Source organism: Ancylobacter sp. 3268, from assembly GCF_031456575.1.
In the GTDB taxonomy this organism is placed as follows: Bacteria; Pseudomonadota; Alphaproteobacteria; order Rhizobiales; family Xanthobacteraceae; genus Ancylobacter.
Genome location: NZ_JAVDUX010000021.1, coordinates 55,641 through 78,721, shown reverse-complemented (window position 1 = coordinate 78,721; position 23,081 = coordinate 55,641). Strand labels below are relative to the sequence as shown.

The 23,081-nt window shown below is 69.0% G+C and carries 16 protein-coding genes; 14 read left to right on the top strand and 2 right to left on the bottom strand.

The annotated features are described in order from the left end of the window. Positions 1-127: 127 nt before the first annotated feature. Complete coding sequence (locus J2X65_RS23715) at positions 128-862, bottom strand: GntR family transcriptional regulator (RefSeq protein WP_310206856.1); 735 nt, start codon at positions 860-862, stop codon at positions 128-130. Positions 863-1,008: 146 nt separating this feature from the next. Here J2X65_RS23715 and J2X65_RS23710 point away from each other — a divergent pair, with 146 nt between their 5' ends. From J2X65_RS23710 to J2X65_RS23680, 7 genes are all read left to right on the top strand, one after another. Next, on the top strand, positions 1,009-1,992 hold the full coding sequence (locus J2X65_RS23710; RefSeq protein ID WP_310206852.1) for an ABC transporter permease: 984 nt from the start codon (positions 1,009-1,011) through the stop codon (positions 1,990-1,992). Continuing rightward, positions 1,992-2,795, top strand: a complete 804-nt coding sequence (locus J2X65_RS23705) for an ABC transporter permease (RefSeq protein WP_310206849.1) — start codon at positions 1,992-1,994, stop codon at positions 2,793-2,795. Before J2X65_RS23710 ends, J2X65_RS23705 begins: the two co-directional genes overlap by 1 nt. Before the next feature lie 80 nt (positions 2,796-2,875). Then, positions 2,876-3,982, top strand: a complete 1,107-nt coding sequence (locus J2X65_RS23700) for an extracellular solute-binding protein (RefSeq protein WP_310206846.1) — start codon at positions 2,876-2,878, stop codon at positions 3,980-3,982. A 5-nt stretch (positions 3,983-3,987) separates the two neighbouring features. Next, complete coding sequence (locus tag J2X65_RS23695; RefSeq protein WP_310206843.1) at positions 3,988-5,109, top strand: ABC transporter ATP-binding protein; 1,122 nt, start codon at positions 3,988-3,990, stop codon at positions 5,107-5,109. After that, complete coding sequence (locus J2X65_RS23690; RefSeq protein ID WP_310206840.1) at positions 5,106-5,858, top strand: aspartate/glutamate racemase family protein; 753 nt, start codon at positions 5,106-5,108, stop codon at positions 5,856-5,858. The genes J2X65_RS23695 and J2X65_RS23690 overlap by 4 nt, the downstream gene beginning before the upstream one ends. Continuing rightward, positions 5,855-7,378: an amidohydrolase family protein gene (locus J2X65_RS23685; RefSeq protein ID WP_310206836.1), complete on the top strand. Its 1,524-nt coding sequence runs from the start codon at positions 5,855-5,857 to the stop codon at positions 7,376-7,378. Before J2X65_RS23690 ends, J2X65_RS23685 begins: the two co-directional genes overlap by 4 nt. A gap of 10 nt (positions 7,379-7,388) precedes the next feature. Continuing rightward, positions 7,389-8,282, top strand: a complete 894-nt coding sequence (locus J2X65_RS23680; protein ID WP_310206833.1) for a polysaccharide deacetylase family protein — start codon at positions 7,389-7,391, stop codon at positions 8,280-8,282. Positions 8,283-8,606: 324 nt separating this feature from the next. On the opposite strand, the gene J2X65_RS23675 is transcribed toward J2X65_RS23680, so the two are convergent. Further along, positions 8,607-15,080: an autotransporter outer membrane beta-barrel domain-containing protein gene (locus J2X65_RS23675; protein ID WP_310206830.1), complete on the bottom strand. Its 6,474-nt coding sequence runs from the start codon at positions 15,078-15,080 to the stop codon at positions 8,607-8,609. 315 nt (positions 15,081-15,395) lie between these two features. Between J2X65_RS23675 and J2X65_RS23670 the strand changes: the two genes are divergently transcribed. The 7 genes from J2X65_RS23670 to J2X65_RS23640 all read left to right on the top strand — a co-directional run bounded on the left by J2X65_RS23670 (position 15,396) and on the right by J2X65_RS23640 (position 23,066). Then, positions 15,396-16,292 (top strand): LysR family transcriptional regulator, encoded by an 897-nt coding sequence (locus tag J2X65_RS23670; RefSeq protein ID WP_310206827.1) that lies wholly within the window; start codon positions 15,396-15,398, stop codon positions 16,290-16,292. A gap of 237 nt (positions 16,293-16,529) precedes the next feature. Further along, positions 16,530-17,024, top strand: coding sequence for a RidA family protein (locus J2X65_RS23665; protein ID WP_310206823.1), 495 nt, complete (start codon positions 16,530-16,532; stop codon positions 17,022-17,024). An 84-nt stretch (positions 17,025-17,108) separates the two neighbouring features. Further along, positions 17,109-18,230, top strand: coding sequence for an ABC transporter substrate-binding protein (locus tag J2X65_RS23660; RefSeq protein ID WP_310206820.1), 1,122 nt, complete (start codon positions 17,109-17,111; stop codon positions 18,228-18,230). 306 nt (positions 18,231-18,536) lie between these two features. Further along, positions 18,537-20,564 (top strand): ABC transporter permease subunit, encoded by a 2,028-nt coding sequence (locus J2X65_RS23655; RefSeq protein WP_310206818.1) that lies wholly within the window; start codon positions 18,537-18,539, stop codon positions 20,562-20,564. After that, the gene (locus J2X65_RS23650) at positions 20,561-21,343 is read left to right on the top strand and encodes an ABC transporter ATP-binding protein (protein WP_310206815.1); all 783 of its coding nucleotides are present in this window, start codon (positions 20,561-20,563) and stop codon (positions 21,341-21,343) included. The genes J2X65_RS23655 and J2X65_RS23650 overlap by 4 nt, the downstream gene beginning before the upstream one ends. Before the next feature lie 5 nt (positions 21,344-21,348). Further along, a complete protein-coding gene (locus J2X65_RS23645) occupies positions 21,349-22,116 on the top strand; it encodes an ABC transporter ATP-binding protein (RefSeq protein ID WP_310206812.1) in 768 nt (255 codons plus the stop codon). Then, on the top strand, positions 22,113-23,066 hold the full coding sequence (locus J2X65_RS23640; RefSeq protein WP_310206809.1) for an arginase family protein: 954 nt from the start codon (positions 22,113-22,115) through the stop codon (positions 23,064-23,066). Before J2X65_RS23645 ends, J2X65_RS23640 begins: the two co-directional genes overlap by 4 nt. Positions 23,067-23,081: the final 15 nt, after the last annotated feature.

The window sequence follows — 23,081 nt, the reverse complement described above, 5'->3', positions numbered from 1 at the left end:
TTCTTCTGCACGCGCGACGGCTCACCGCGTCAACGGCACGTGTCGGCAGATCGGTTCGCCAGGAGGACTCCCGCCAGCATCAATCCCGCCGGCGCGCGCAGAGATCGGCGGCCGGCGTGGCCGCTCCTCACCCGCCGGCGAACAACCGTCCGAGGTCGACGCTTTTGCGGGTGTCGCGGTCCAGGTCGAGCCGCTCCTCGACATTGCCGAGATGCTCTTCCATCAATGCGATCGCCCGCGCGGCGTCGCCCGCCAGAACGGCCTCGAGGATCATCTGGTGTTCGTGGTGCGAGCAGCTCGGCTGGCCGGGCTTCTCATAGACCAGGATCACCAGTGCCTCGCGGGTGATCAGCTCGCGCAGGAAGCGCAGCAATATGTCGTTGCCGGCGATCTCGGCCAGCAGCAGATGGAATTCGCCCGAGAGCCGGACCATCTCGTGCCAGTCGCGGCGCGCCTCGGCGGCGACCTCCAAGGCGATATGCCGGTTCAAGGTGGCGAGCTCGGCCTTGCCGAGTCGTCCGGCCAGCAGCCGCACGATGGTGCCCTCGATGCCGCGCCGGGCGGCGAAGATCTCGCGCGCCTCCTTCGGGGTCGGCTGAAACACCGAGGCGCCCTTGTTGGGCTCGATCGTCACCAGCCCGGCATAGGCCAGCCGCGAGAACACCTTGCGGATGCGCGCCCGGCTGACACCGAAGATCTGCCGCATCTCGTCTTCGCGCAGACGCGTGCCCGGCGGCAGATCCTGCGCGGCGATGGCGGCGTGGATCTTCGCGTAGATGGCGTCGTCCGTGCCGCCGCCACGCTCGTCGTCCTGCGGGCCGCCCCCCGCTCCCGCCTCGCCGGCCGTGCCCTTGCGTGTCATCGCCCACCGTATCGAAATCGTCCCGGCATGTAGACATGTAGCCGATCGGATGTCGAGTGGAATGCTCAATTTTGTAGCATCTTGAGCAAATAATTCGTGCACATTGTTGCATTGTTTTGTCGACAATCTAGTATACGATTATCGACATGAAAACGGCGCGCTGGCGCCGCCTCCTCGTCGCTGAGGGTGCCCTCGTGTCGCTCGATCTCTCCGGCCCTTCCGCATCGATGCCCGCCTCGGCTGCGGCATCCGGCGTGGCCGCGCGCCGCCGGAACCTGCTGCCGGCACTTGTTCTTCTCGGGCCGGTGGTGATGTTCTTACTCGCCGTCTTCGTCCTCCCGGTCGGGTTGATGGTGCGCTACAGCTTCCTGCAGCAATTGCCCGACGGCACGCTGGCCGGCGGCTTCACCCTGGCCAACTATGTCCGGCTCGGCGCGGTCGATCTCTACCGCAACGTCGTCGTCACCACGCTGCGCATCAGCCTGTTCACCACCCTCGGCGCCATGCTGCTGGCCTACCCGCTGGCCATGGTCATCGCACGCGGCCCGGCGGTGATCGGGCGGGCCATCACCGTGCTGGTGATCGCGCCGCTGCTGGTCAACGTGGTGGTGCGCGCCTATGGCTGGCGCATCATCCTCGGCAACGGCAATAGCGGCGTGCTCAACTGGGCGCTGTCCTCTCTCGGCCTCGGGCCGGTCGAGATTCTCTACACCGAATGGGCGGTGATCATCGGCTCGATACAGGTGTTCCTGCCGATGATGGTGCTGCCGCTCGCCGCCGCCATCGGGCGCATCGATCCCGCGGTCGAGGATGCCGCCCGCACGCTCGGCGGGTCGAGCCTGGCGGTGTTCCGGCGGGTGACGCTGCCGCTCAGCCTGCCCGGCCTCGGCGCCGGCTGCACATTGGTGTTCTCGCTCACCGCCTCGTCCTTCATCCTGCCGGCGCTGCTTGGCGGCAGCTTCACCAAGATGCTCGGCACACTGGTTGAGGAGCAGGTGCTGACGGTGTTCGACTGGCCGTTCGGCGCCGCGATCGCCACGGCGATGGTGCTGATCGTGATGGCGATCAACCTCCTCTACATGGCGCTGATCGAACGCCGCTTCCGCTCCCGCGCAACGGAGGCCGCGTGATGTCGGAGAACGGTCTCGGGCGCGCCGCGCCGCTCATCTACACGCTCACCGGCCTGATCGTTCTCTTCCTGCTGCTGCCGCTGATCTTCCCGATCGTGCTGTCGATCTCCGACACGCCATTCGTCACCTTCCCGCCCAGGGGTTTCACCCTGCAATGGTACGGCAAGGTGCTGCAGGATCCGGATTTCACCTCGTCCTTCGGCTTCAGCGTGCTCTTGAGCACGACGGCCGCCTGCGGCGCCGTTCTGCTGGGCACGCCGACCGCCATCGGCCTGGTACGGCTCTCCTTCCCCGGCAAGGGGCTGGTGCAGGCTCTGGTGCTGTCGCCGCTGATCTTTCCCTCGCTGGTCACCGGCATCGCGCTGCTGCAGCTGTTCTCCTCCATCGGCTCGAACGATGCGTTCCTCAACCTGTGGATCGGCCACGTGCTGGTAACGACGCCCTATGTGGTGCGCACCGTCTCGGCCAGCCTCGTGGTCGTCGATCCCGGTCTTGAGGAAGCCGCCCGCACGCTGGGCGCCGGCCGGTTCACCGCCTTCTGGCGCATCACCCGGCCGCAGATCATGCCGGGGCTGGTGGCCGGCGCGCTGTTCGCCTTCGTCACCTCCTTCGACAATTACGCCGTCTCGATGTGGCTGTTCGATGCCTCGCACGTGCCGCTGCCGATGATGATGCTCTCGCTCATCAGCCGCATGTTCGATCCCGGCATCGCCGCCATCGCCTCGCTGATGATCTTCTTCTCGCTGCTCATGGTGCTGGTGCTGGAACGCCTCGCCGGCCTGAGGCGCGCCATGAGCTTCTGAAACCGCCTCTTCCCCGCATCGCCTTTCCTCTCGATCGCTGCGCGCGGCCCGGGGCCGGAGCGCGAACCCGGAGCTTTGCCATGATGACCAAGCTGACGACCACGCCGCTCTCTACGCCACTGAGCCGCCGCAACCTCCTGAAGGCGGGCGCCGCCACCGCCGCCGGCCTTGCCGCCCCCGGCTTCTTCGTCCGCAACGCCTGGGCCGCCGGCAAGACCATGCAGATCGGCATCTGGGGCGGGGTGCAGGGCGAATACATCCGCAAATCCGTGCTTCCGGCTTTCGAGAAGGAGTTCGACTGCAAGATCGACGCCCAGCAGGGCTCGACGCTCGGCCAGATCGCGCTGCTGCGCGCCGGCAAGGACGCGCCGAAATTCACCGTGATGTTCGTCGACGATCTCGGCGTCGAGATCGCCAAGCGCGAGGGCCTGATCGACCCGCTGCCGAAGGACAGGATGCCCAATCTGGCGAAGGTCTATCCGCGCTTCATCTATAATGACGGCTACGGCGTCGCGCTCGCCATCTCCTCGGCCGGGCTGTTCTACAATCCGCAGGCCACCAGGGCGCTGGAGAGCTATGCCGAATTGTGGGACCCGCGCTTCGCCCGCAAGGTCTCGCTGGTCGGCACCAAGACCACGCCGAGCGTTTTCATGGTGATCATCGCCGCCGCCATCGCCAGCGGCAAGCCCTATAAGGAAGCGCAGTATCTGGCCGACCAGGCCTGGCCGAAACTGAAGGAATTGAAGCCGAACGTGCTGAATCTCTACAGCACGGATGACGCGCCGCTGCTGGTGGCGCAGGGCCAGGGCGCCATCGGCGGCCCGGAATATTCGAAATATGTCTATCCCTACAAGCTGAAGGGCGCGAGCATCGACATGTGCTTCCCCAAGGAGGGGGCCTTCGCCGGCGTGAACTGCCAGATCCTGGTGAAGAACGCGCCGAATGCCGATCTCGGCGCGGCGTTCATGAACCGCATGCTGGATCCGGCGATCCAGCAGGGCCTCGCCGAGACCGCGCTCGCCGCCCCGGCGGTCGGCGGCCTCAGCTTCAAGCCGGAGATCGCCGGCCTGCTCGCCTACCCCGAATCGAAGATGGACGAGCTCGGCCTGTTCAGCCCGGACTGGGCCTATGTGAACTCGGTCCGCTCCAGCTGGATCGAGAACCTCAACCAGATCTTCACGGCGTGACGGCCATGGCGAACCCGCATCCCGAACGGGCGGTCCGCGCGGCGGACATCGCGGTGGACGACGTGCGGAAGGATTATGGCGCCCATCGCGCGGTGCACGGCGTCAGCTTCACCATCGAGCCGGGGCACGTGCTGTCCCTGCTCGGCCCTTCCGGCTGCGGCAAGACGACGATCATGCGGATGATCGCCGGCCTCATCGATCCCAGCGCCGGCGATATCCGTATCGCCGGCCGCTCGGTCACCCGCACGCCGGTGCATCGCCGCAATATCGGCATGCTGTTCCAGAACTACGCGCTGTTCCCCCATCTCACCGTCGCCCGCAACCTCGCCTTCGGGCTGGAAATGCGGAAGGTGCCGAAGGACGAGATCGCCCGCCGCGTCGCGACCACGCTCAATACCGTCCGGCTGTCCTCCTTCGCCGACCGCCTGCCGCACCAGCTCTCCGGCGGCCAGCAGCAGCGCGTCGGCCTCGCCCGCGCGCTGATCGTCGAGCCGTCCGTGCTGCTGCTCGACGAGCCGTTCGGCGCGCTCGACAAGAAGCTGCGCGAGAACATGCAGATCGAGATGCGCCAGTTGCAGCAGCGGCTGGGCATCACCACGCTGATGGTCACCCACGATCAGGACGAGGCGCTCACCCTGTCCGACCTGGTCGCGGTGATGAACAACGGCCGCATCGAGCAGGTCGGCACGCCGCGCGAGGTCTATGAGAATCCGGCGACCCGCTTCGTCGCCAGCTTCATCGGCACCTCGAACTTCTTCCAGGGCCGCGTCACCCGCCGCGAGGCCGGCGGCTATCTCGTGACCACCGGCGATGGCCTCACCCTCGCCCTTGACGGCACCCCGCCGGCGGGCGGGCAGGCCACCATCGCGCTGCGCCCGGAATCGGTGCGGATCGCGCCGGCCCATGGCGAGGCGGGACCGAACGCGATGCGTACGACCGTCGAGCAGGTCGTCTATCACGGCGTCAGCACGCATTACTATCTGCGCCGCCCCGGCGACGAGCCGCTGATCGCGGTCCGCCAGAACGATGTCGCCGATGCCGTCGGACCCGAGATCGGGCCGGGCAGCGAGGTGCTGGCAAGCTGGGCGCCCGAGCGCAACCGGCTGGTGCGGGAGGACGCGGCGTGAGCATCACCTCCTCGCCGCTGCGCCCGGATTATCGTGCCGCCCTCGGCATGATCACGCCCTCGGCCAATCTGGTGGTCGAGCGCGTCACCTGCGCCATCCTGTCCGATTTCCCCGAGGTGTCCGCCCATTTCTCCCGCACGCCTGTCTTCGGCGCCAGGGACCTTCATCCCGACGATTACGATTGGGACGGCATGCTGGGCGCCGCCCGGCTGCTGGCGCAGGCGCGGCCCGATGTGATCGTCTGGAACGGCAGCAAGGGCGCGACGCTGGGCTTTTCCGCCGACCGCGAACTCTGCCGCCGCGTGACCGAGCAGACCGGCATCCCCGCCACCACATCGACGCTGGCACTGGAAGCCGCCCTCGGCAGCCTCGGCGCGCACCGCATCGCCGTGGTCGCTCCCTATGCCAGCGACTATCAGCGCAAGCTCGTCGCCGGCTTCGAGCGCGAAGGGCTGGAGGTGGTGGCGGAAGCGCATTCCGGCATCGCCGACAATCTCGACTACGCCGCCGTGCCGGACGCCGCCATCGCCGGGATGATCCGCGCCGTCGCCACCGCCCGGCCCGACGCCATCCTCGCCTGGTGCACCAACTTCCCCGCCGCCTATGTGGTCGATGCGCTGGAGCGCGACCTCGACATCCCGATCCTCGATTCCGTCACGCTGGCGGTGTGGCATGGGCTGCACATGGCCGGCCGTGCCGATCCGCGCGGGCGGCGCTGGGGCCGGCTGTTCGATAGGCCCACGCAATGAGCACGCTGTTCCGTGGCGTTCACGTGCTGGAACTCGACGGCGATCGCGGCATGTCACCGTCCACCGACGTGCTGGTCGAGGGAGAGCGCATCAAAGCGGTCGGCGCCGCTGCCGCCGCTCATGCACCGGCCGCGACCCGCGTCATCGACGGGCGCGGCAAGCTGCTGATGCCGGGCCTCGTCAACGCGCATTTCCATTCGCCGGTGAACCACATGAAGGGTCGGCTCGACAGCCTGCCGCTGGAAATCTTCATGCTGTACGAATCCCCGGCCCTGGAGGCACTGCGCCCAAACCCGCGCGAAGCCTATGTGCGGACCCTCCTCGCCTGCGCCGAAATGCTGAAGACCGGCGTCACCGCCGTGCAGGACGACGCGTTCTTCGTGCCGGAGCCGACCGCCGACATCATCGACGCGGTGATGCAGGCCTATGCCGATAGCGGCATCCGCGTGACGCTCGCCCTCGACGAGCCGAACCTGCCCGAACTCGACAAGCTGCCCTTTCTCGCCGATCTGCTGCCGTCCGGCATGCGGGCCGAACTTGCCAGACCCCGCGCCTTCGGCATGGAAGGCCTGCTCGGCATGTACCGTCACCTCATCGCGCGCTGGCACGGCGCGGAGGGCGGGCGCCTGCGCGCCGCGGTCTCCTGCTCGGCGCCGCAGCGCGTCTCGCGCGATTATTTCCACGCGCTGGACGACCTCAGCCGCACGCACGGCCTGCCTTTCTATGCCCATATGCTGGAGACCAAGCTGCAGCGCGTGCTCGGGCATCAACGCTTCGACGGACGCTCGCTGATCCGCTACGTATCCGATCTCGGCCTGCTGTCCGAGCGGATGAACATCATCCACGCCATCTGGGTGGACGAGGACGATCTCGACCTGATCGCCGCCGCCGGCTCGGTCGTCGCCCATAACCCGATCAGCAATCTGCGGCTCGGCAGCGGCGTCATGCCGTTCCGTGCCATCCGCCGGCGCGGCATTCCGATCTGCCTCGGCACCGACGAGGCCATCGCCGACGATGCGGTGAACATGTGGGCCGTCGCCAAGATGACCGGCCTGATCCACAATATCGCCGGGCCGGATTATGAAAGCTGGCCCCGCGCCGGCGAGGTCCTCGACTGCCTGCTGCGCGGCGGCGCCCGCGCCATGGGATTGCAGGACGAACTTGGCAGCATCGAGCCCGGCCGCCTCGCCGACCTGACGCTCCTCGACCTCGACACCCTGCCCTTTACCCCGCTGAACGATCTCCACCGCCAGCTGGTCTATTGCGAGAGCGGCGTCTCGGTCGCGCTCACCATGGTCGCCGGCCGCATCGTGTTCGATGAGGGCCGCCTCGCCACCATGGACGAGCCGGCGCTGCGAGCCGAGGCGCGCCAGCTCTTCGCCGCCCGCGCCGCGGCGCTGCGCACCGCCTCGCAGGCCGCCGAGCGGCTGCTTCCCTACTATCGCGCCATGTACGCCAGGGCCGCGGCCTCGGACGTCGGCATGAACCGCTGGGTCGGCGATGCCGGTCCGCGTCACTAGGAATGCATCGATGTCCGCCATCCCGCTTGCTACCCATGGCCGCTACCGCTTCTCCGCGATCAAGGATCGCCCGACCTATCGCTGGCCCAATGGCGCAGGTCTGGCGGTCTATGTCGCCGTCGGCGTCGAGGAATACTCGTTCGGCGAGGGCCTGACCGAGGACCTGTTCCCCGGCGCCTCCAAGCCCGATCTGGTCAATGCCTCCTGGCGCGACTATGGCAACCGCGTCGGCGCGTTCCGGCTGTTCGACCGCCTCGCCTCGTTCGGCATCAGGCCGGCGGTGCTGCTGAACACGGCAGTCTACGACCACGCGCCCGCCGTCATCGCGGCGGCACGGGAGATCGGCGCCGAGTTCGTGGCGCATGGCGTCAGCAATTCCGACACGCTGGCCGGCATGAATCCGCAGGAGGAGACCGCCTATCTGCGTGCCGTGGTCGAGCGCATCACCCGCGAAGAAGGCGGCCCGCCCGCCGGCTGGTCGAGCCCATGGCTCGCCCACAGCCCGGCAACGCTCGATCTGCTGGCGGCAGAAGGCTTCGAATATGTCGCCGATTTCCGCATGGACGACCAGCCGGTGTGGCTGGCGACGCAGGCGGGCCGCCTGCTGTCGATGCCCTATGCACTGGAGCTCAATGACAGCACCACCATCATCGGCCGTCAGGCCAGCGCCCGCGACTTCGCCGAGATGATCGTCGACGAGTTCGACGAGATGCTGGAAGCCTCGCGCACCCAGCCGCTGGTGATGAGCGTCGTGGTGCATTCTTTCATTTCCGGCCAGCCCTTTCGCCTGCGCGCCCTCACAAGGGCGCTGGAACACATCGCCGCGCGGAAGGACGCGATATGGCTCGCCCGCCCCCGCGACATCGCCACCTGGGCCGGGGAGCGGATGAACTCGGGCGCGTGACCCTCCGCCAGGGGTCAGGGGATGACGGCCGCCTCGGGCGAGTGGCCCGGGTCGACGCACGTCCTCGGCCAATGGCGCCCAACCGTTCGGCGATGGCGGCATGGCGCGGATCCGGCCGGCCACGTTGCAGGCACGGCTCACGCGGCGGGAATGGCGTGCATGCCGCCGCCCGCGAGGCGACGCTTCCGGCGACCCTGGCCGGCCTCGCCGATGAACGCGCCCGGCCCCATCACGGGCGCCATCCCCTTAGCCAACGAACGATGCGTGGCAGGTCGCCGCTCCCGGACGGGCCGGCGCCGCCATCCGCCCTGAAGCAGGCGTCGTTCAGAAGGGTACGGAGAGGCGGATGCTCGCCTCCTGAGCGAGGTAGTCGTCGCCGATCTGGGCGCGGTATTCTCCACGCAGCTCATAGCCGTTGCCGGCGACGAATTGCAGGCCGGCGCCGAGGTCGATCAGCGTGTCGGGCAGGCGGACCTCGGAAACGAAGTCGATGCCCTCACGGGAATCGGTGTCGAAACTCAGTGCCTGGCTCATCCCGTCATTCGACAGGAAGCTCGCCCCCATCATGGCGAAAGGCCGCAGCCAGCCGCCCTCGGCGAGATCGATCCGGGCGCCGACCTCCACCGCCGGGCTGACGGCGAAACTCCACTCGCGCATGGCGTCGCTGGCGAGGCTCACCCCTTCGCCGGTGTCCATGACGACGCCCGGCATATAGGTATAGAGCGCGTCGAGATCGACATAGGGCCGCAGATAGAAGCTCGGATTGGGCAGCACGAACTCATACGCCGCCCGCAGCCGCCATCCGGCGGTCCAGACATCGCTCGTATTGGCGGCGCGCCAGGTCTCGGTGTCGAAATCGAACAGGCGGGTGGTGTCGAACCGGCCATAGCTTCCCTGCATCGCGGCGGAAAGCAGCAGCGGCCCCGTCTGGTGCTTGATCGCCACCGACACGTCGCCGGCCTGGCCGCTGCTGTTCGTGTAGCCGTCATTGGCGTCGAGATCGGTGGTGCTGTAGGCGCCGGACACGCCCATGAACCAGTCCTTGGCGACCTCCCACTGGGCACCGGCGCGCATGGTGATGGCGTTCTGCGAGAAGCCGTCCGCGGCGGAACTGTCGTCCATGGTGATCCGCGACGCCGTCACCTTGCCCCAGGCGCACTGGCTTTCGGTGATCATCACCCCGTCATCGACGAAGATGGGGCAGCTCATCACCGCGCTCAGCGCGTTGCGGGCAGCCAGGGTCTGGGTGATAGCGGGCGCCTGCTGGCCTTCGCTGGACTGGCTGTCCACCGCCTGCCGGTAGTCTTCCGCCGAGCCGAGATTGGCGATCTGGGCGAAGATCGCCGCGCTCGGCCAGGGATCGCGGTCCCAGGCCTGCTGCAGTCCGTCGGCCAGCCGCCGCTCATTGTCGTTCCAGGCCGCCGTCTGGCTCTCGGGGGTGCGGAAGCTGGCCGATGGCGCCACCGACACCGAGTGGTCGGACGAGCTTGCCGACCAGGAGATCGGGTTGCCCTCGCGGGCGAGCGTGGTGATCTGGCTCGCCGAGAGCCGGCCGGTCGAGGAGATCAGCTGGAAGGACTGCGGCACGAGCTGGTCAACGGCATAGGGCGAGATCAGCAGGTCGCGCACCGTGACCGTTCCGCTGGCATGGAGCCTGTCCTGCAGCGAGGCGGGGGACGCGAGGCTGGTGACGTCGGCCAGCATCTCGCCGCTCAGCACGACTTTCTCGGCGGTCACGTTGAGGGTGCCGTGCTTGCTGCGGCCGCCGATGTCGAGCGTGCCCTTGCTTTCGAAGCTCGAGCCCCTTCCGCCCATCTCGACCGTGCCGAGGCCGGCCCGGCTCCTGTAGGTGCCGCCGGCCTCGGTGGAAAACTGGTTGGCGCCCGACGACAGCAGCACGTCGCCCTCGATCGTCCCCCAATTGGTGACGCTGGTCGTACCCAGCCGCGCGAGCAGCGCCAGCTCGGAGGCCGCCCCCAGCAGCGAACCGCTGGCGAGCTTGACGGTATTCTGGCCGGGCGAATCGATCCGGATGCCGGCTCCCCCGCGGGTGCCGCCCCAGATCTTGCCGTCATGCGTGATGTCGACGCTGCCGTTCCAATAGGCGACGCGATTGTCGATCGAGCCGTCCGTCTTCTGGCGGCCGGCCTGGATGAAGACGCCATAGGCGTCCCTGCCGGTGGCGATGATGTCGCCCCGGGTGTCCAGCGTCACCTTGCCGGCATGGCCGGTGCGCCAGTTCGCAAGGAAATGGTCGGCCCGGCCGGGCGGGTCGGTGTGTTCGTCATAGGTGTCCTCGATGATTCCCCAGACGAAGGTCTTGAACCGGCGTATCGGGCGGCTCAGCGCGCTGGTGATCGGCGCCACGTCGCTGCCGTTGACGTCGAAGGCGGCGCCGCCGCCCCCCGTCAGGCTCTGGATGAACATGCCGTGCGCCCGCGCACCGGAGGTGGCGATGGACATGCGCGAATCCGGGCTGTCCATGCCCACGGTGACGTTGCCGCCATGCCCGTAGGACGGCACCCAGCCATTGACCCGCCGCGTGGTCTCCGCGAGGTCGAAGATAGACGCCATCTTGATCTGGCCGGTTCCCACGCCGCCATATCCGCCGCCGCCGCCGATCGACTGGAGCAGCGCGCCATAGGCGCCGTCGCCGGCCGTGGTGATCCGCGCGCCCGCACCCATGGTGAGGGTGACATTGCCGCCGTCTCCCCCGGCGTTGCGCTCCTCGTCCGATCTGGAAAGACCGCCGAAGGTGAGGTTGAAGTGGACCGGCTTCTGCTGGCTGCTGGCATCGGCGCCGAGGCCGCCGCCCGCACCGATGCTCTGGGCGACCACGCCGATGGCGCCGAGGCCGGCGGTGGTGATGGCGCCGGTGGTCGTCACCTTCACCTCGCCGCCCGACCCGCCGAAGGGGTCGTACAAGCTGTTCGCCGCCCCGCCGAACTGGGCGGTGACGTTCGCGGCGGACAGGCCCCTGGTCTCGGCCTCGCGCAGCGCCTTCAGGTCCAGGCGCGAGTCGCCGGCTTCAACGGCGACATCCGCCAGCAGCGCATCGAGTTCCTTGAGCGCCTCGGCCTCCTCGACGCTGGCGGCCAGCGCGTCGGCCTGCGCGGGATCGCGCCGGTTGATCACATAGACGCCGCCGCCGCCGCCGATGCTCTGCGCGACGATGCCATGCGCCTCCTTGCCGCCGGTGGTGATGGAGCTGAAATTCTTCAGCGTGACGGCGCCGCCATCGGCCTGCGTATTGATGCGGGCGCCAAGGTTCACCCTGGCGTTCATGTCCGCCGTCATCGCCTTGCTGGAGGTCGCCGCCACCAGGCCGCCGCCGCCGCCGATGCTCTGGCCGAGCATGCCGAACGCCGCATTGCCGGTGGTCGTGATCGTTCCGCCATTGGTCAGAGTGGCGCCGCCCCCGGCACCGGAGGCGCTGCCGGAGCGGTTGCCGATGGTCATGTTGATGTCGAACACCCCGGGCCCGACCGTGACCGAGCCGCCGGCGGTGCCGCCGCCGCCGCCGATCGATTGCGCCAGCATGGCGTGGGCGATGGCGCCGCGCGTGGTGATGGTGCCTTCGTTCGTGGCGGTGACCTCGCCGCCCTTGCCGCCGGCGCCGCCCCTGCCGCCGACCCGCAGATCGAGCGTGATCGGCACGGGAACGGGGGATTCCTTCACCTTGCCGTTCGCCCAGCCTTCCTTGGCGAGATATTGCGTCACGCTGTTCACGCGGGCGGTCAGGTCCGAGACCGCGGCGGACTTCACCGCCTCGACGAGCGCGTCGGTATAGATCTTCTTGTAGTCGATCCGCCGCTCCACCTCCTCGAGCGCCGCCTTGGCCGACAGGGAGCCATCATTGCCGGCCGCGATCTGCCGCGCCGCGTTTCGCCGGGCGTCGTCGATGTCCTGCTTGGCCTGGGCCAGTCCGGCCTTGATGCCGGTCAGTATCGATTTGGCGGTGAGCAGCTTGAGCTGAAACGACGAATTCTCGTTTAGCCAGCCGACCTTGTTGCCGGCGATCTTCGAGAGCAGATCGTTGCCCTGGACCAGGTGGTTGGCGATCTTGACGACGCTCGAGGCGATGTCGGTGACCGCGTCTCCGTGCGGTTCGGTGGAATCGCCATAGGCGCCGCCATTGCCGCCGCCGCCGCCCACGCTCTGGGCCTGCATGCCGAAGGAGCCGTCGCCATGGGTGGTGATGCTGGCGGCGCGGCTGTTGGTGGCGTTCGCCGCGCCGCCGTCGCCGCCCTTGCCGCCCCTGCCGCCGACGCCGAGCTGCACGTTGCCGTCGGCCGAGCTCGCCGTCAGATAGCCGCCGCCATTGCCGCCGCCACCGCCGACGCTCTGCACCAGCAGGCCGGTGGAGGACGAGCCGCGCGTCAGCAGGCTCGAGGCATTGGTCGCGTCGGCCTTGCCTCCCGTTCCGGCGCCGGCGCCGTTGCCGCCGACACCGATGCTGACCCCGAGGGAGGCCCCGTTCGGGATCGCGCCCGCCACCGTCTCCAGCAGATGGCCGCCAAGGCTGGAATCGGTGGTGAGCCCGGTTTTCACCGATGAGGAGCCGGGGCCGCCATTGCCGCCGCCGCCGCCGATGCTCACCACCTGCATCGCCGGGGAGAAAGCGCCGGAGGTGGTGATCGCCCCCCTGTTGGTGGCCAGCGCGTCCTCGCCATTGCCGCCGCCGCCGCCGGTGCCCCCGACGCCCACAGACACGCCGAAATTGTAGCTGACGCCCAGCATGTCGCTGATCGAGCTGGCAGCGGCGCCATTGCCGCCACCGCCGCCGATGCTGCTGATCAGCATGCCGACGGAGCTGTCGCCGGTGGTGGTGATGTCGGCGCGATTCACCACCGTGGCGGTGCCGCCATTGCCGCCCTTGCCGCCCGATCCGCCCAGCGAATAGGTCAGGCTGAAGTTCGGAATGTCCGGCAGGCCCACAGCCACCGCATAGGCGGAGGCATCGCCCCCTCGCCCGCCGCCGCCGCCGATGCTGCTCGCCTCCATGCCGTGCGCGCCGACGCCGTGCGTGGTGATGTTCGAGGTGTTGTCGATGCTCACCCGGCCGCCGGTGCCGCCATCGCCGCCGTCGCCGCCGATCGACACCGATATGGCCGCCACCAGGCCGCCGGTCTTGCTGGTCGCGCTGCCGCCGACGCCGCCGCCGCCGCCGATGCTCTGGGCGACGATGCCGCTCGCATTGTTGCCCGAGGTGACGATGCTCCCATGCTTGCCGTCGGCGGTCGGCCGGATCCTGACCGTGCCGCCATTGCCGCCGGCACCACCGTCGCCGCCGCGCGCGACGCCCAGCAGAATGGCGAAGCCGCCGGCATCGCCACCGGCCCCGCCGCCGCCGCCGACGCTCTGGGCCAGCAGGCCATAGGCATCCTTGCCGGATGTGGTGATGCTGCCGTCATGGGTGATCACCACCCGTCCGCCGTCGCCGCCATAGCCGCCGGTTCCGCCCTTGGAGAAGAAGGTCCCGTCGCCACCGGCGCCGCCGCCGACATAGGAACCCGGCACTATCCGCGACAGCCGCACCGCCGCCAGCGCCGCACCGCCGCCGAGGCTCTGCCCCGCCAGCCCGATGGAGCCCTGCCCGGTCGTCGTGATGGTGCCGGTATTGAACAGGTCGACGCTGCCGCCGCGGCCGCCGTCCCCGCCATTGCCGCCGCGCGTGAAGATGTCCTCGGAACTGCCGCCATTGCCGCCGGGTCCTCCCATGGCGGCGGCGTAGGCGCCGAAGGCATAGTCGCCGGATGTGGTGATGCTGCCGTTCTGGAACAGCTGCACATGGCCGCCGAGGCCGCCGGTGGCGCCGGGGGTGCCGCCGATGGCGACGCCGTCGTCGTTGAAATGGGTGATGGCATTGCCACCCTGGCCGCCCACGGAGCGAAGAATGACGCCATGTGCCCGCTGCTCATGGGTTCGGATCTCACCGTCATTGGTCACGGCCACATCGCCGCCGCCGCCGCCCGGCGTGAGCCTGCTCTCATTGTCGAAACCGGCTTCGAGACCGGCGCCGCCGATGGATTCCGCCAGGAGAGCGGGCAATTCGCTCCAGGTCTCGACACGGCCGGTCCGGCCGATATTGACCGTCACCGCGCCGCCGGCGCCGCCGGCATATTGGCTGGCCTCCCAGGCCTCGTTGCGGTCGAAGGCGAAGGCAATCGGATCGCCGGCGCGGTTGCGGCCGGATTGCCCGCCTTTCGACAGCGCCCAGATTCCCATCACCGACCAATTCTCGGCCCCGCTCTCGAACAAACTCCCGTCGAGGTCGACGGTGACCGCCCCGCCACTGCCGCCGCGGCCGATCCTGTCGCCGCCGACGCCGCCATACCCGCCGATGGAATAGGCCTCGACCACCGCCCGGTCGTTATTGGCGCGGTAGATGTAGGGAACATACAGCCCCGCGCCTTCCCGGATGGTGACGTGGACATCGCCGGCATCGCCGCCATCCTTGCCCGATACGTCGCCCGCATGCCCGAGAAGCTCGTCGAGCCGGGTGCGCGGCGGGGCGCCGATCCCGCCATCGCCGCCGATCGATCCCGCCTGGACGAGCGGGCTGTCCTTGGCGCCGAACCCCTGTTCCACGACGATGGACACCGGCCCGGCCGATTGCCCGGCCGTGGCGCCGTGATCATTGGTGTAGGATGTGCCGCTGGCGCCCCGCTCGACCTTGCCGATCCGCTCGTCGGCCTGCGCGAGCGTGGCGGTCTGCGCGCATAACGCGATGACGAGGCAACTCGCGCCGGTCAGGAGAAGCTGGCGCCGCTGCCTCATATACGCGTGTCGGCTCATCGTGCACGTCCCCCCGGCCCCGCTTCCCGACACCGGCGCCTCGCCCGGGCGGCCTTCCATCGGGGGCGCCATGTGATCACTATTGAGCTTCGCGGCCAAGGCGATAGGACGGGCGGAGCCATCACCAGATGGAATTGCGGGCAGCTTGTTACCGTTTCAGCACACTCCGGCGGCGGCAGCCCGGGTGGGCATCCCGATATTCCGGCGCGGGCGCATCGCTGATAAGCAACAGGCGGCCTTCGGCACCGGCGCCGAGCGTCGCCGGGCGTCGGCCGGACGCCCGGCAAGCCAGGCAACAGGGTGGGCCCAGCCCCGATGGATACACGGCATCTCGAAGCCTTCCGCGCCGTCTATGAGAACGGCTCGATGAGCGCCGCGGCGGCGGTGCTGCGCAAATCGCAGCCGGCCATCAGCAACCTCATCGCCCGGCTGGAGGACGAGATCGGCCTGAAGCTGTTCCATCGCGCCCATGGGCGGCTGGAGGCCACGCCCGAGGCCGAGACCTTCTTCGCCGCCATCGTGCGCACGCTGGACGCGATGGACCGCACGCTGGCGATCTCCCGCAATCTCAAGGGCCTGTCCTCGGCGACGCTGCTGATCGCCTCGCCGCCCGGCCTCGCCACCTATCTCCTGCCGCCGATCATCGCCGGCGTTCTCAGGGAGAATGCCGGCGCCACGGCGCGGTTCATCACCCGCTCCTCCTATGCGGTGCGCGACCTCGGCACCATCGGCGCCTTCGATGTCGGCTTCGCGGAATTGCCGATCGACATCCATGTCGCCTCGCTCGAACTGTTCGAGGTCGGCTGCATGTGCGTGATGCGCGCCGATCACCCGCTGGCGCGCGAGACGGTCGTCGGGCCGGCCCAGCTGGATTCCATGCCCTTCGTCACTTTGTTCCCCGAGCACATCACCCACATCGCCGCCGCCGAGGCGTTCTTCGAGGCGCATGCGCATTGGAACGTGGTGGCGGAGGTGGAGTTCTTCGGCACCGCCTGCGTGCTGGTGCAGCAGCTCGGTGCGGTGACGCTGGTCGACCCCGCCACGGCTCGCTTCTTCCAGGCGACGGGCCTGGTGGCGGTGCCGTTCCGCCCGGTGCTGCCCTACCGCTTCGGCATGTTCCGCCCGAGCACCCGGCCGCCCTCGCGCATTTCGGTCGCCTTCATGGACCGCTTCCGCAAGGCGATCGCCCCCGATCTGCTCGCCCCGCGCTGAAACCTGGCGCAGAGGCCGTCGCGACGCCCAAAGTTGGGGCAGCGGGATCGCGGCGCCCGCGCACGCCCCAACGCGGCGCGACACGGGAAGGATGCTTCCGCTCCCCCGGCCCCCGCCCACCCCCGGCAGGCGCCGGCCTATAACTTTGCTTTATGGACAATCGCTGTTTTTACGTTTGACGCCGCAACGGAATCGAAGGGAGATCGAAGGCAAGGCACGGTGAGTGAGAGGTGTGGGATGGTGATGTCGGCGACGCAGCGCGTGGCGGAGCTCGGGCTCGCGATTCCGTCGGCCGGCGGCGGCGACGGTTATTACGGCACGCTCTACGGCAGGATGAAGCCGCACTACCTCAGCGACAGGCTGCTGTTCCTCTCCGGCCAGACCGCCGGCATCGATGCCCACGGCAAGGTGCTGTATCCCGGCCGCCTCGGCCGCGACGTCACCGTCGAGGAGGGCTATGCGGCCGCCCGGCTCACCGGACTCAACTGCCTCGGCTGCATCCTCGATGCGGTGGGCGACCTCGACCGCGTCAAGGGCCTGGTGCGCTCGCTCAACTTCATCGCCTGCGACCCGGCCTTCACCCAGCCGCATCTGGTGGCGAGCGGGCTGACGGACCTGTTCGAGCAGGTGTTCGGCCCGGAGATCGGCGTCGGCGGCCGCGCCTCCATCGGCGTGATGTCGCTGGCCGACGACTACTGCTTCGAAACCTGGATGACCGTCGAACTCCACTGATCGCCGGCGCCCATCGACACCTCGCCCATCACAACAAGGCAGCGTGCGGCAAACGCACGGATCTTCCTCCAGAGGAGAACACGCATGACGGTCAAACGCATCGCCGCTGCCCTGATCGGCATCGGCCTTCTCGCCTCCCCCGGCCACGCCCGGGCGGAGGACATCACCATCGGCTTCACCGCCGCCCTGTCCGGCGACTTCGCCGCCTTCGGCCTCAACATGCGCAAGGGCCTCGACCTGGCGGTGGCCGAGCTCAACAGGAAGGGCGGCGCCACCTACAGGATCGACGCGGTGGACGACCGCGGCGAGGCGCGCGAGGGCGTGCTGATCGCCCAGCGCTTCTGCTCCGACAAGAATGTCGACGTGGTGATGGGCTATTCCTTCTCCTCCATCGCGCTGGCGGCGATCCCGGTGTTCACCGAATGCAGGCTGCCGGTGCTCGCCTCGGCGGTCACCAGCCCGGCGCTGTCCAATGTCAGCCCGTATTTCCGCCGCAACGTGCTCACCGACGCGGTGCAGGGCGCCATGGCCGGCACCTATGCCGCCAAGACGCTGGGCCTGAAGTCGATCTACGTGCTCAACCAGCAGGACGATTACGGCATCGGCGTCGCCAAGGCGTTCTCCGAGGCCGCCGAGAAGGGCGGCGCCAAGGTGGTCGGCAGCGAATCCTATCTGCTCGGCGCCAAGGACTTCCGCACCCTGCTGACCAAGGTGCGTTCCGCCAAGCCCGACGCGATCTTCATCGGCGGCTTCTACACCGAGGCGGCGAAGATCGCCGAGCAGGCCCGCGCGCTCGGCATCAAGGCGCAGCTGCTGTCGACCGATGGCGCGCTCAACGTCGATCTGGTGAAGCTCGGCCGCGGCGCCGTCGAGGGCATGGTCGTCTATGGCATGTTCGATCCGGCGGTCGCCACCCCGGCGACGGAAGCGTTCCTCTCCGCCTACAAGGCGGCCTACAAGGAGGATCCGAGCGCCTGGGCGGCCCTGGGCTATGATGCCGGCATGGCGCTCGGCGCCGCCGTCGATCTCGCCGCCAAGGACGGCCCGGTCACCCGTGAGAGTCTCAACGCCGCCTTCGGCAGGCTGAAGGACGTACCCGGCGTCACCGGCCCGACCAGCTTCGACCCCAGCGGCGACCGCGCCGGCACGCTGTATTTCCTCGCGGTGAAGGACGGCAAGTTCGGCCTCGCACCCAAGCAGCCCTGAGCGCGTGACGGCCGGGCGGCGGGAGGCGTCCGCTTCAACCGCCGCCCGTCGAGGCAATGGTGACAAGTTAGAGAGGCTCCCTCTCCCCGTGGGGGAGAGGGATGGGGTGAGGGGTCTTCCCGGCTACCCAATCGTTGGAGCCCCTCGCCGACCCGCTGCGCGGGCCACCTCTCCCCGACGGGGAGAGGATAGGAAAGCAAGGAGCCTTCTCCTGTAAGGCGCCCCCACCATCGACCGGCCCCGGGCGTGACGCGCGGCGCCGAAGATCCTGACGGGCATTGGCCCCGCCGGGCCACACGAAGAGGCATGATGGACTATTTCGGACAGCTGCTGGCGAACGGATTGGTGCTCGGGGCGATCTATGCCCTCACCGCGGTGGCGTTCACGCTGGTCTATGGCGTGGTGCGGCTGGTCAACTTCGCCTTCGGCGAGCTGTTCATGCTCGGCGCCTTCCTCACCACCTCGCTGATGCTGCCGGAGGTGCGGCTGTTCGGCGCCGTGGTGCCGATGCCCGGCTTCCCGCTGCCGATCGCCGCGCTCGGCGCCATCCTCATCACCGGGGCGATCGGCGTGGCGGTGGACCGCATCGCCTACCGGCCGCTGCGCAACGCCCCGCGCCTCGCCCCGCTCATCACCTCCATCGCGGTCTCGGTGGTGCTGCAGAGTCTCGCCCAAACCGCCTGGGGCGCCGAGGAGCTGCGCTTCCCGCCCTTCCACCTCGCCATCCTGCCGCCGGTGGTGCTGTTCGATTCCATTTACCTGTCGGTGATGGACCTCGTCGTGATGGCGACCGCGCTTCTCGCCATGCTCGGCCTGTCGCTGTTCATCGCCCGCTCCTCGCTGGGGCGCGCCATGCGCGCCAGCGCCGAGGACCAGACCGCCGCCATGCTGGTCGGCATCCCCGTCAACCGGGTGGTGGCGGCGGCCTTCGCCATCGGCTCCGGCTTCGCGGCGCTCGCCGGGCTGCTCTATGCGCAGACCTACGGTTTCGCCCATTCCAGCATGGGCTTCCTGCCGGGGCTGAAGGCGCTCACCGCCGCCGTGCTCGGCGGCATCGGCTCGATCCCCGGCGCGGCGCTGGGCGGCCTCATCCTCGGCCTCGTCGAGGCGCTGGGCGCCGGCTACCTGCCGAACGGCACCGCCTGGAAGGACGCCATCAGCTTCGTGCTGCTGGTCGGCCTGCTCTATCTGCGCCCGCAGGGCCTGCTCGGGCGGCCGGAACTGAATTCCGCCGGGCGTGGCAGCCTGCTCGGCGGTGCCTCGTCGGCCGGCGTCGGCTGGCTGCACGCCGTCTTCGCCCGCCTCGATGCGCTGCTGGCCCGGAGCGCGGCCGCCGGCGCGCCGGCAGCGCTCGGCCTGCTGGCGGCTGCCGTCGTGGTCGGCCTGCTGGTACCGTCCGACTATTGGCTGCGCATCCTCACCATGGTGGTGATCTACGGCATGCTGGCGAGCGGGCTGAACGTCATCGTCGGCTTCGCCGGATTGCTCGATCTTGGCTTCGTCGCCTTCTGGGCGGTCGGCTCCTACCTCACCTCCATCCTGTTCGTGCTGGTGCTGAAGGAGGGCTACGGCATCGCGCCGCAGGAGGTGTGGTGGCTGCTCTACCTCAACCTGCCGCTCGGCGGCCTGCTCGCCGCGGGGCTGGCGGTGCTGCTGGGCACGCCGACGCTCAGGCTGCGCGGCGACTACCTCGCCATCATGACGCTGGGCTTCGGCGAGATCGTCCGCGTCGTCGCCATCAACTGGATGGACCTGACCCGCGGCCCGATGGGCATTCGCGGCATCCCGGCGCCGAACCTGTTCGGCATCTCGCTCGGCTCGCCACGGGCGCAGTTCTTCTTCGCCCTCGCCTTGGCGGCGGTAGTGGTGTTCGCCGTCGCCCGGCTGGTGCGCTCCTATGTCGGCCGCGCCTGGGTGGCGATCCGCGAGGACGAGGAGGCCGCCGAGGCCATGGGCGTGCCCACCGCCCGCTACAAGCTCTATGCCTATGCCGCGAGCGGTTTCGTCGGCGGCTTCGTCGGCGTGTTCTACGCCCATTCCCAGCACTATATCAGCCCGCTGAACTTCAGCCTGTTCGAGAACATCCTCCTGCTGATGCTGGTGGTGCTCGGCGGGCTCGGCACCTTCATCGGCCCGTTTGTCGGCGCGCTGATCTGGATCGTGTTCCTGCAGCTGGCGCTCGACCTGCCCTTCGTGCAGGCCTATCCCGAAACCCGCTTCGCCCTGCTCGGCGTGGTGCTCATCGTGCTGATGGTGTTCCGCCCGCAGGGTCTTGCCGCCAGCGCCCGCGTCGGCCTCACCATGCCCGGCGCGCGGGCGAAGGAGGCCGCATGACCGCGCTGAAAGGCGGCGCCCTGCTCGAAGCCCGGCAGGTGGTGGTCCGCTTCGGCGGGCTGGAAGCGGTCGGCGGCCTCGACATGGCGGTGGCGCGAGGAGCGATTCACGGCCTCATCGGACCGAACGGCGCCGGCAAGACCACGGTCCTTAACGTGCTCACCGGCTTTATCCGCCCGACCGCCGGCCGCCTCGTCTTCGATGGCGAGGAGATCGGCGGGCTGAACGTCAACGGCTTCGCCCGTCGCGGCCTTGCCCGCACCTTCCAGAACATCCGCCTGTTCGGCTCCATGACGGTGCTGGAGAGCGTCCTGGTGGGCGCGCATCAGCGGTTTTCCGCCTCGGGCCCGGCGCTGATCTTCGGCGCTCGCACGGCGCGCGCCGCCGAGCGGGCGATGATCGCCCGCGCCTATGAGTTGCTCGCTTTCGTCGGCTTGCGGCGCGACATTGCCGACCGCGTCGCCACCACCCTCTCCTATGGCCACCAGCGCCGCGTCGAGATCGCCCGCGCGCTGATGTCCTCGCCCAAGCTGCTGCTGCTCGACGAGCCGCTCGCCGGGATGAACGCGGTGGAGAAGCTGGAGATCGCCGCATTGGTCCGGCAGGTGCGGACGCAGGGCATCGCCGTGCTGCTCATCGAGCACGACATGCAGATCGTCCGCAGCCTGTGCGACCATCTGACGGTGCTGGAATACGGCAAGCGGCTGGCGGATGGCGCTCCCGATGCGGTGCTGGCCGATCCGGCAGTGCAGGCCGCCTATCTCGGCCGTGCGAGGTGATCGACATGGCGGAGATCGTTCCCATCATCCATCCCACTGCACGTGCCGAGCGGCCGGTCGAGCCGCTGCTGAAGGTCTCCGGCCTGTCGGTCGCCTATGGCCGCATCCGCGCCGTCGAAGCGGTCGATCTCGCGGTCGAGCCGGGCCGCATCGTCTCGCTGGTCGGCTCCAACGGCGCCGGCAAGACCACGACGCTGATGGCGCTGTCGGGCCTGCTGCCGCTCGCCGCCGGCCGGATCGTCTTCGCCGGCGAGGACATCACCGCTCTGGCACCGGAGCTGCGCGTCGGCCGCGGCATCGCCCATGTCCCTGAAAGGCGTAGGGTTTTCGCCGGCATGAGCGTGCGGGAGAACCTGGCGCTCGGCGCCTATGCGCGCGGCGACGCCACCGAGATCGCCGGCGACATCGAGAAGCTCACCGGCCTGTTCCCCATCCTCGGCAAGCGGATGCACCAGGCGGCGGGCACGCTGTCGGGCGGCGAGCAGCAGATGCTCGCCATCGCCCGCGGGCTCATGTCCCGGCCGCAACTGCTGATCATGGACGAGCCCACCATGGGCCTCGCCCCGCAGATGATCGATCTGATCCTCGACACGGTGCTGGAAATCCGCAAGCTCGGCACCACGGTTCTGCTGGTCGAACAGAATGCCGTGGAAGCTATCCGCCTGTCCGACCACGTCTACATCATGCGCCTCGGCCGTATCGTCCATGAAGACAGCGGCACCAATATTGATCCGGAGCGCGTGAAAGCCTTCTACATGGGAGCCGACACATGACGGATTCTTCTGGCGCCGCGGCGCCCCGGATGCGCCTCGGCACCTTTCTCGGCGTGCCGCAGGCCACCACGGCCAGCGCCGGGCAGATCGCGGTGATCGGCCTGCCCTTCGACTGCGGCACCCATGCCACCCGCATCGGCGCACGGCAGGGGCCGGCGGCGTTTCGTGCCATGTCGAGCGAAGTGCGCCCCTATTATCCCCCGCTCGCCGATGTCGATCCGCGCGCCGGCGGCCGGGTCGTCGATCTCGGCGATGTGGACGTGATCGCCTCGGATATCGGCCCATCGCTCGCAAACATGGAGGCGGCGGTCCACGAGGTGGTGAAGGCCGATGCGGTGCCCCTCTGCGTCGGCGGCGACGGCACCGTGACCCTGCCGGTGTTGCGCGCCCTCGCCCGGCGCTATCCCGAGCTGGTGCTGATCCATATCGACGCCCATACCGACGCCTATCCGGGCGAGGAGGTCAACACCGGTACCACCTTCACCCGCGCCGCCAAGGAAGGCTTGATCGACACCCGCCGCTCCTTCCACATCGGTGCCCGCGGCACAATGCCCGTGCCGGGCGCCTATGATCATACGCGCGGGCTCGGCTTCCGGCTCGTCACTGGCGAGGAGGTGCGTCAGCGCGGCGCCGCCGCCATCGCCGCCGAAGTACGCACGGTGGTCGGCACGCGCCCGGTGCATCTGTCCTTCGACATGGACTATTTCGACCCCTCGGCCGCACCCGGCGTCGCCACCCCGACCTGGGGCGGCCCGCCGGTGGCGGAGGTGTTCGACCTGCTGCACGGGCTCAAGGGGCTCGACCTCGTCGGGGTCGACATCAATACGCTGAGCCCGCCGCACGACGTCCAGGGCATGGCGGCCATGCTGGCCGGCCACGTCGCCGTCATCGCCCTTCATCTCGTCCAGCTCGGCCAGGCGGAACACCGCCTGAATGCCGGGCACCGCTGAACGGAGGCACCCGGT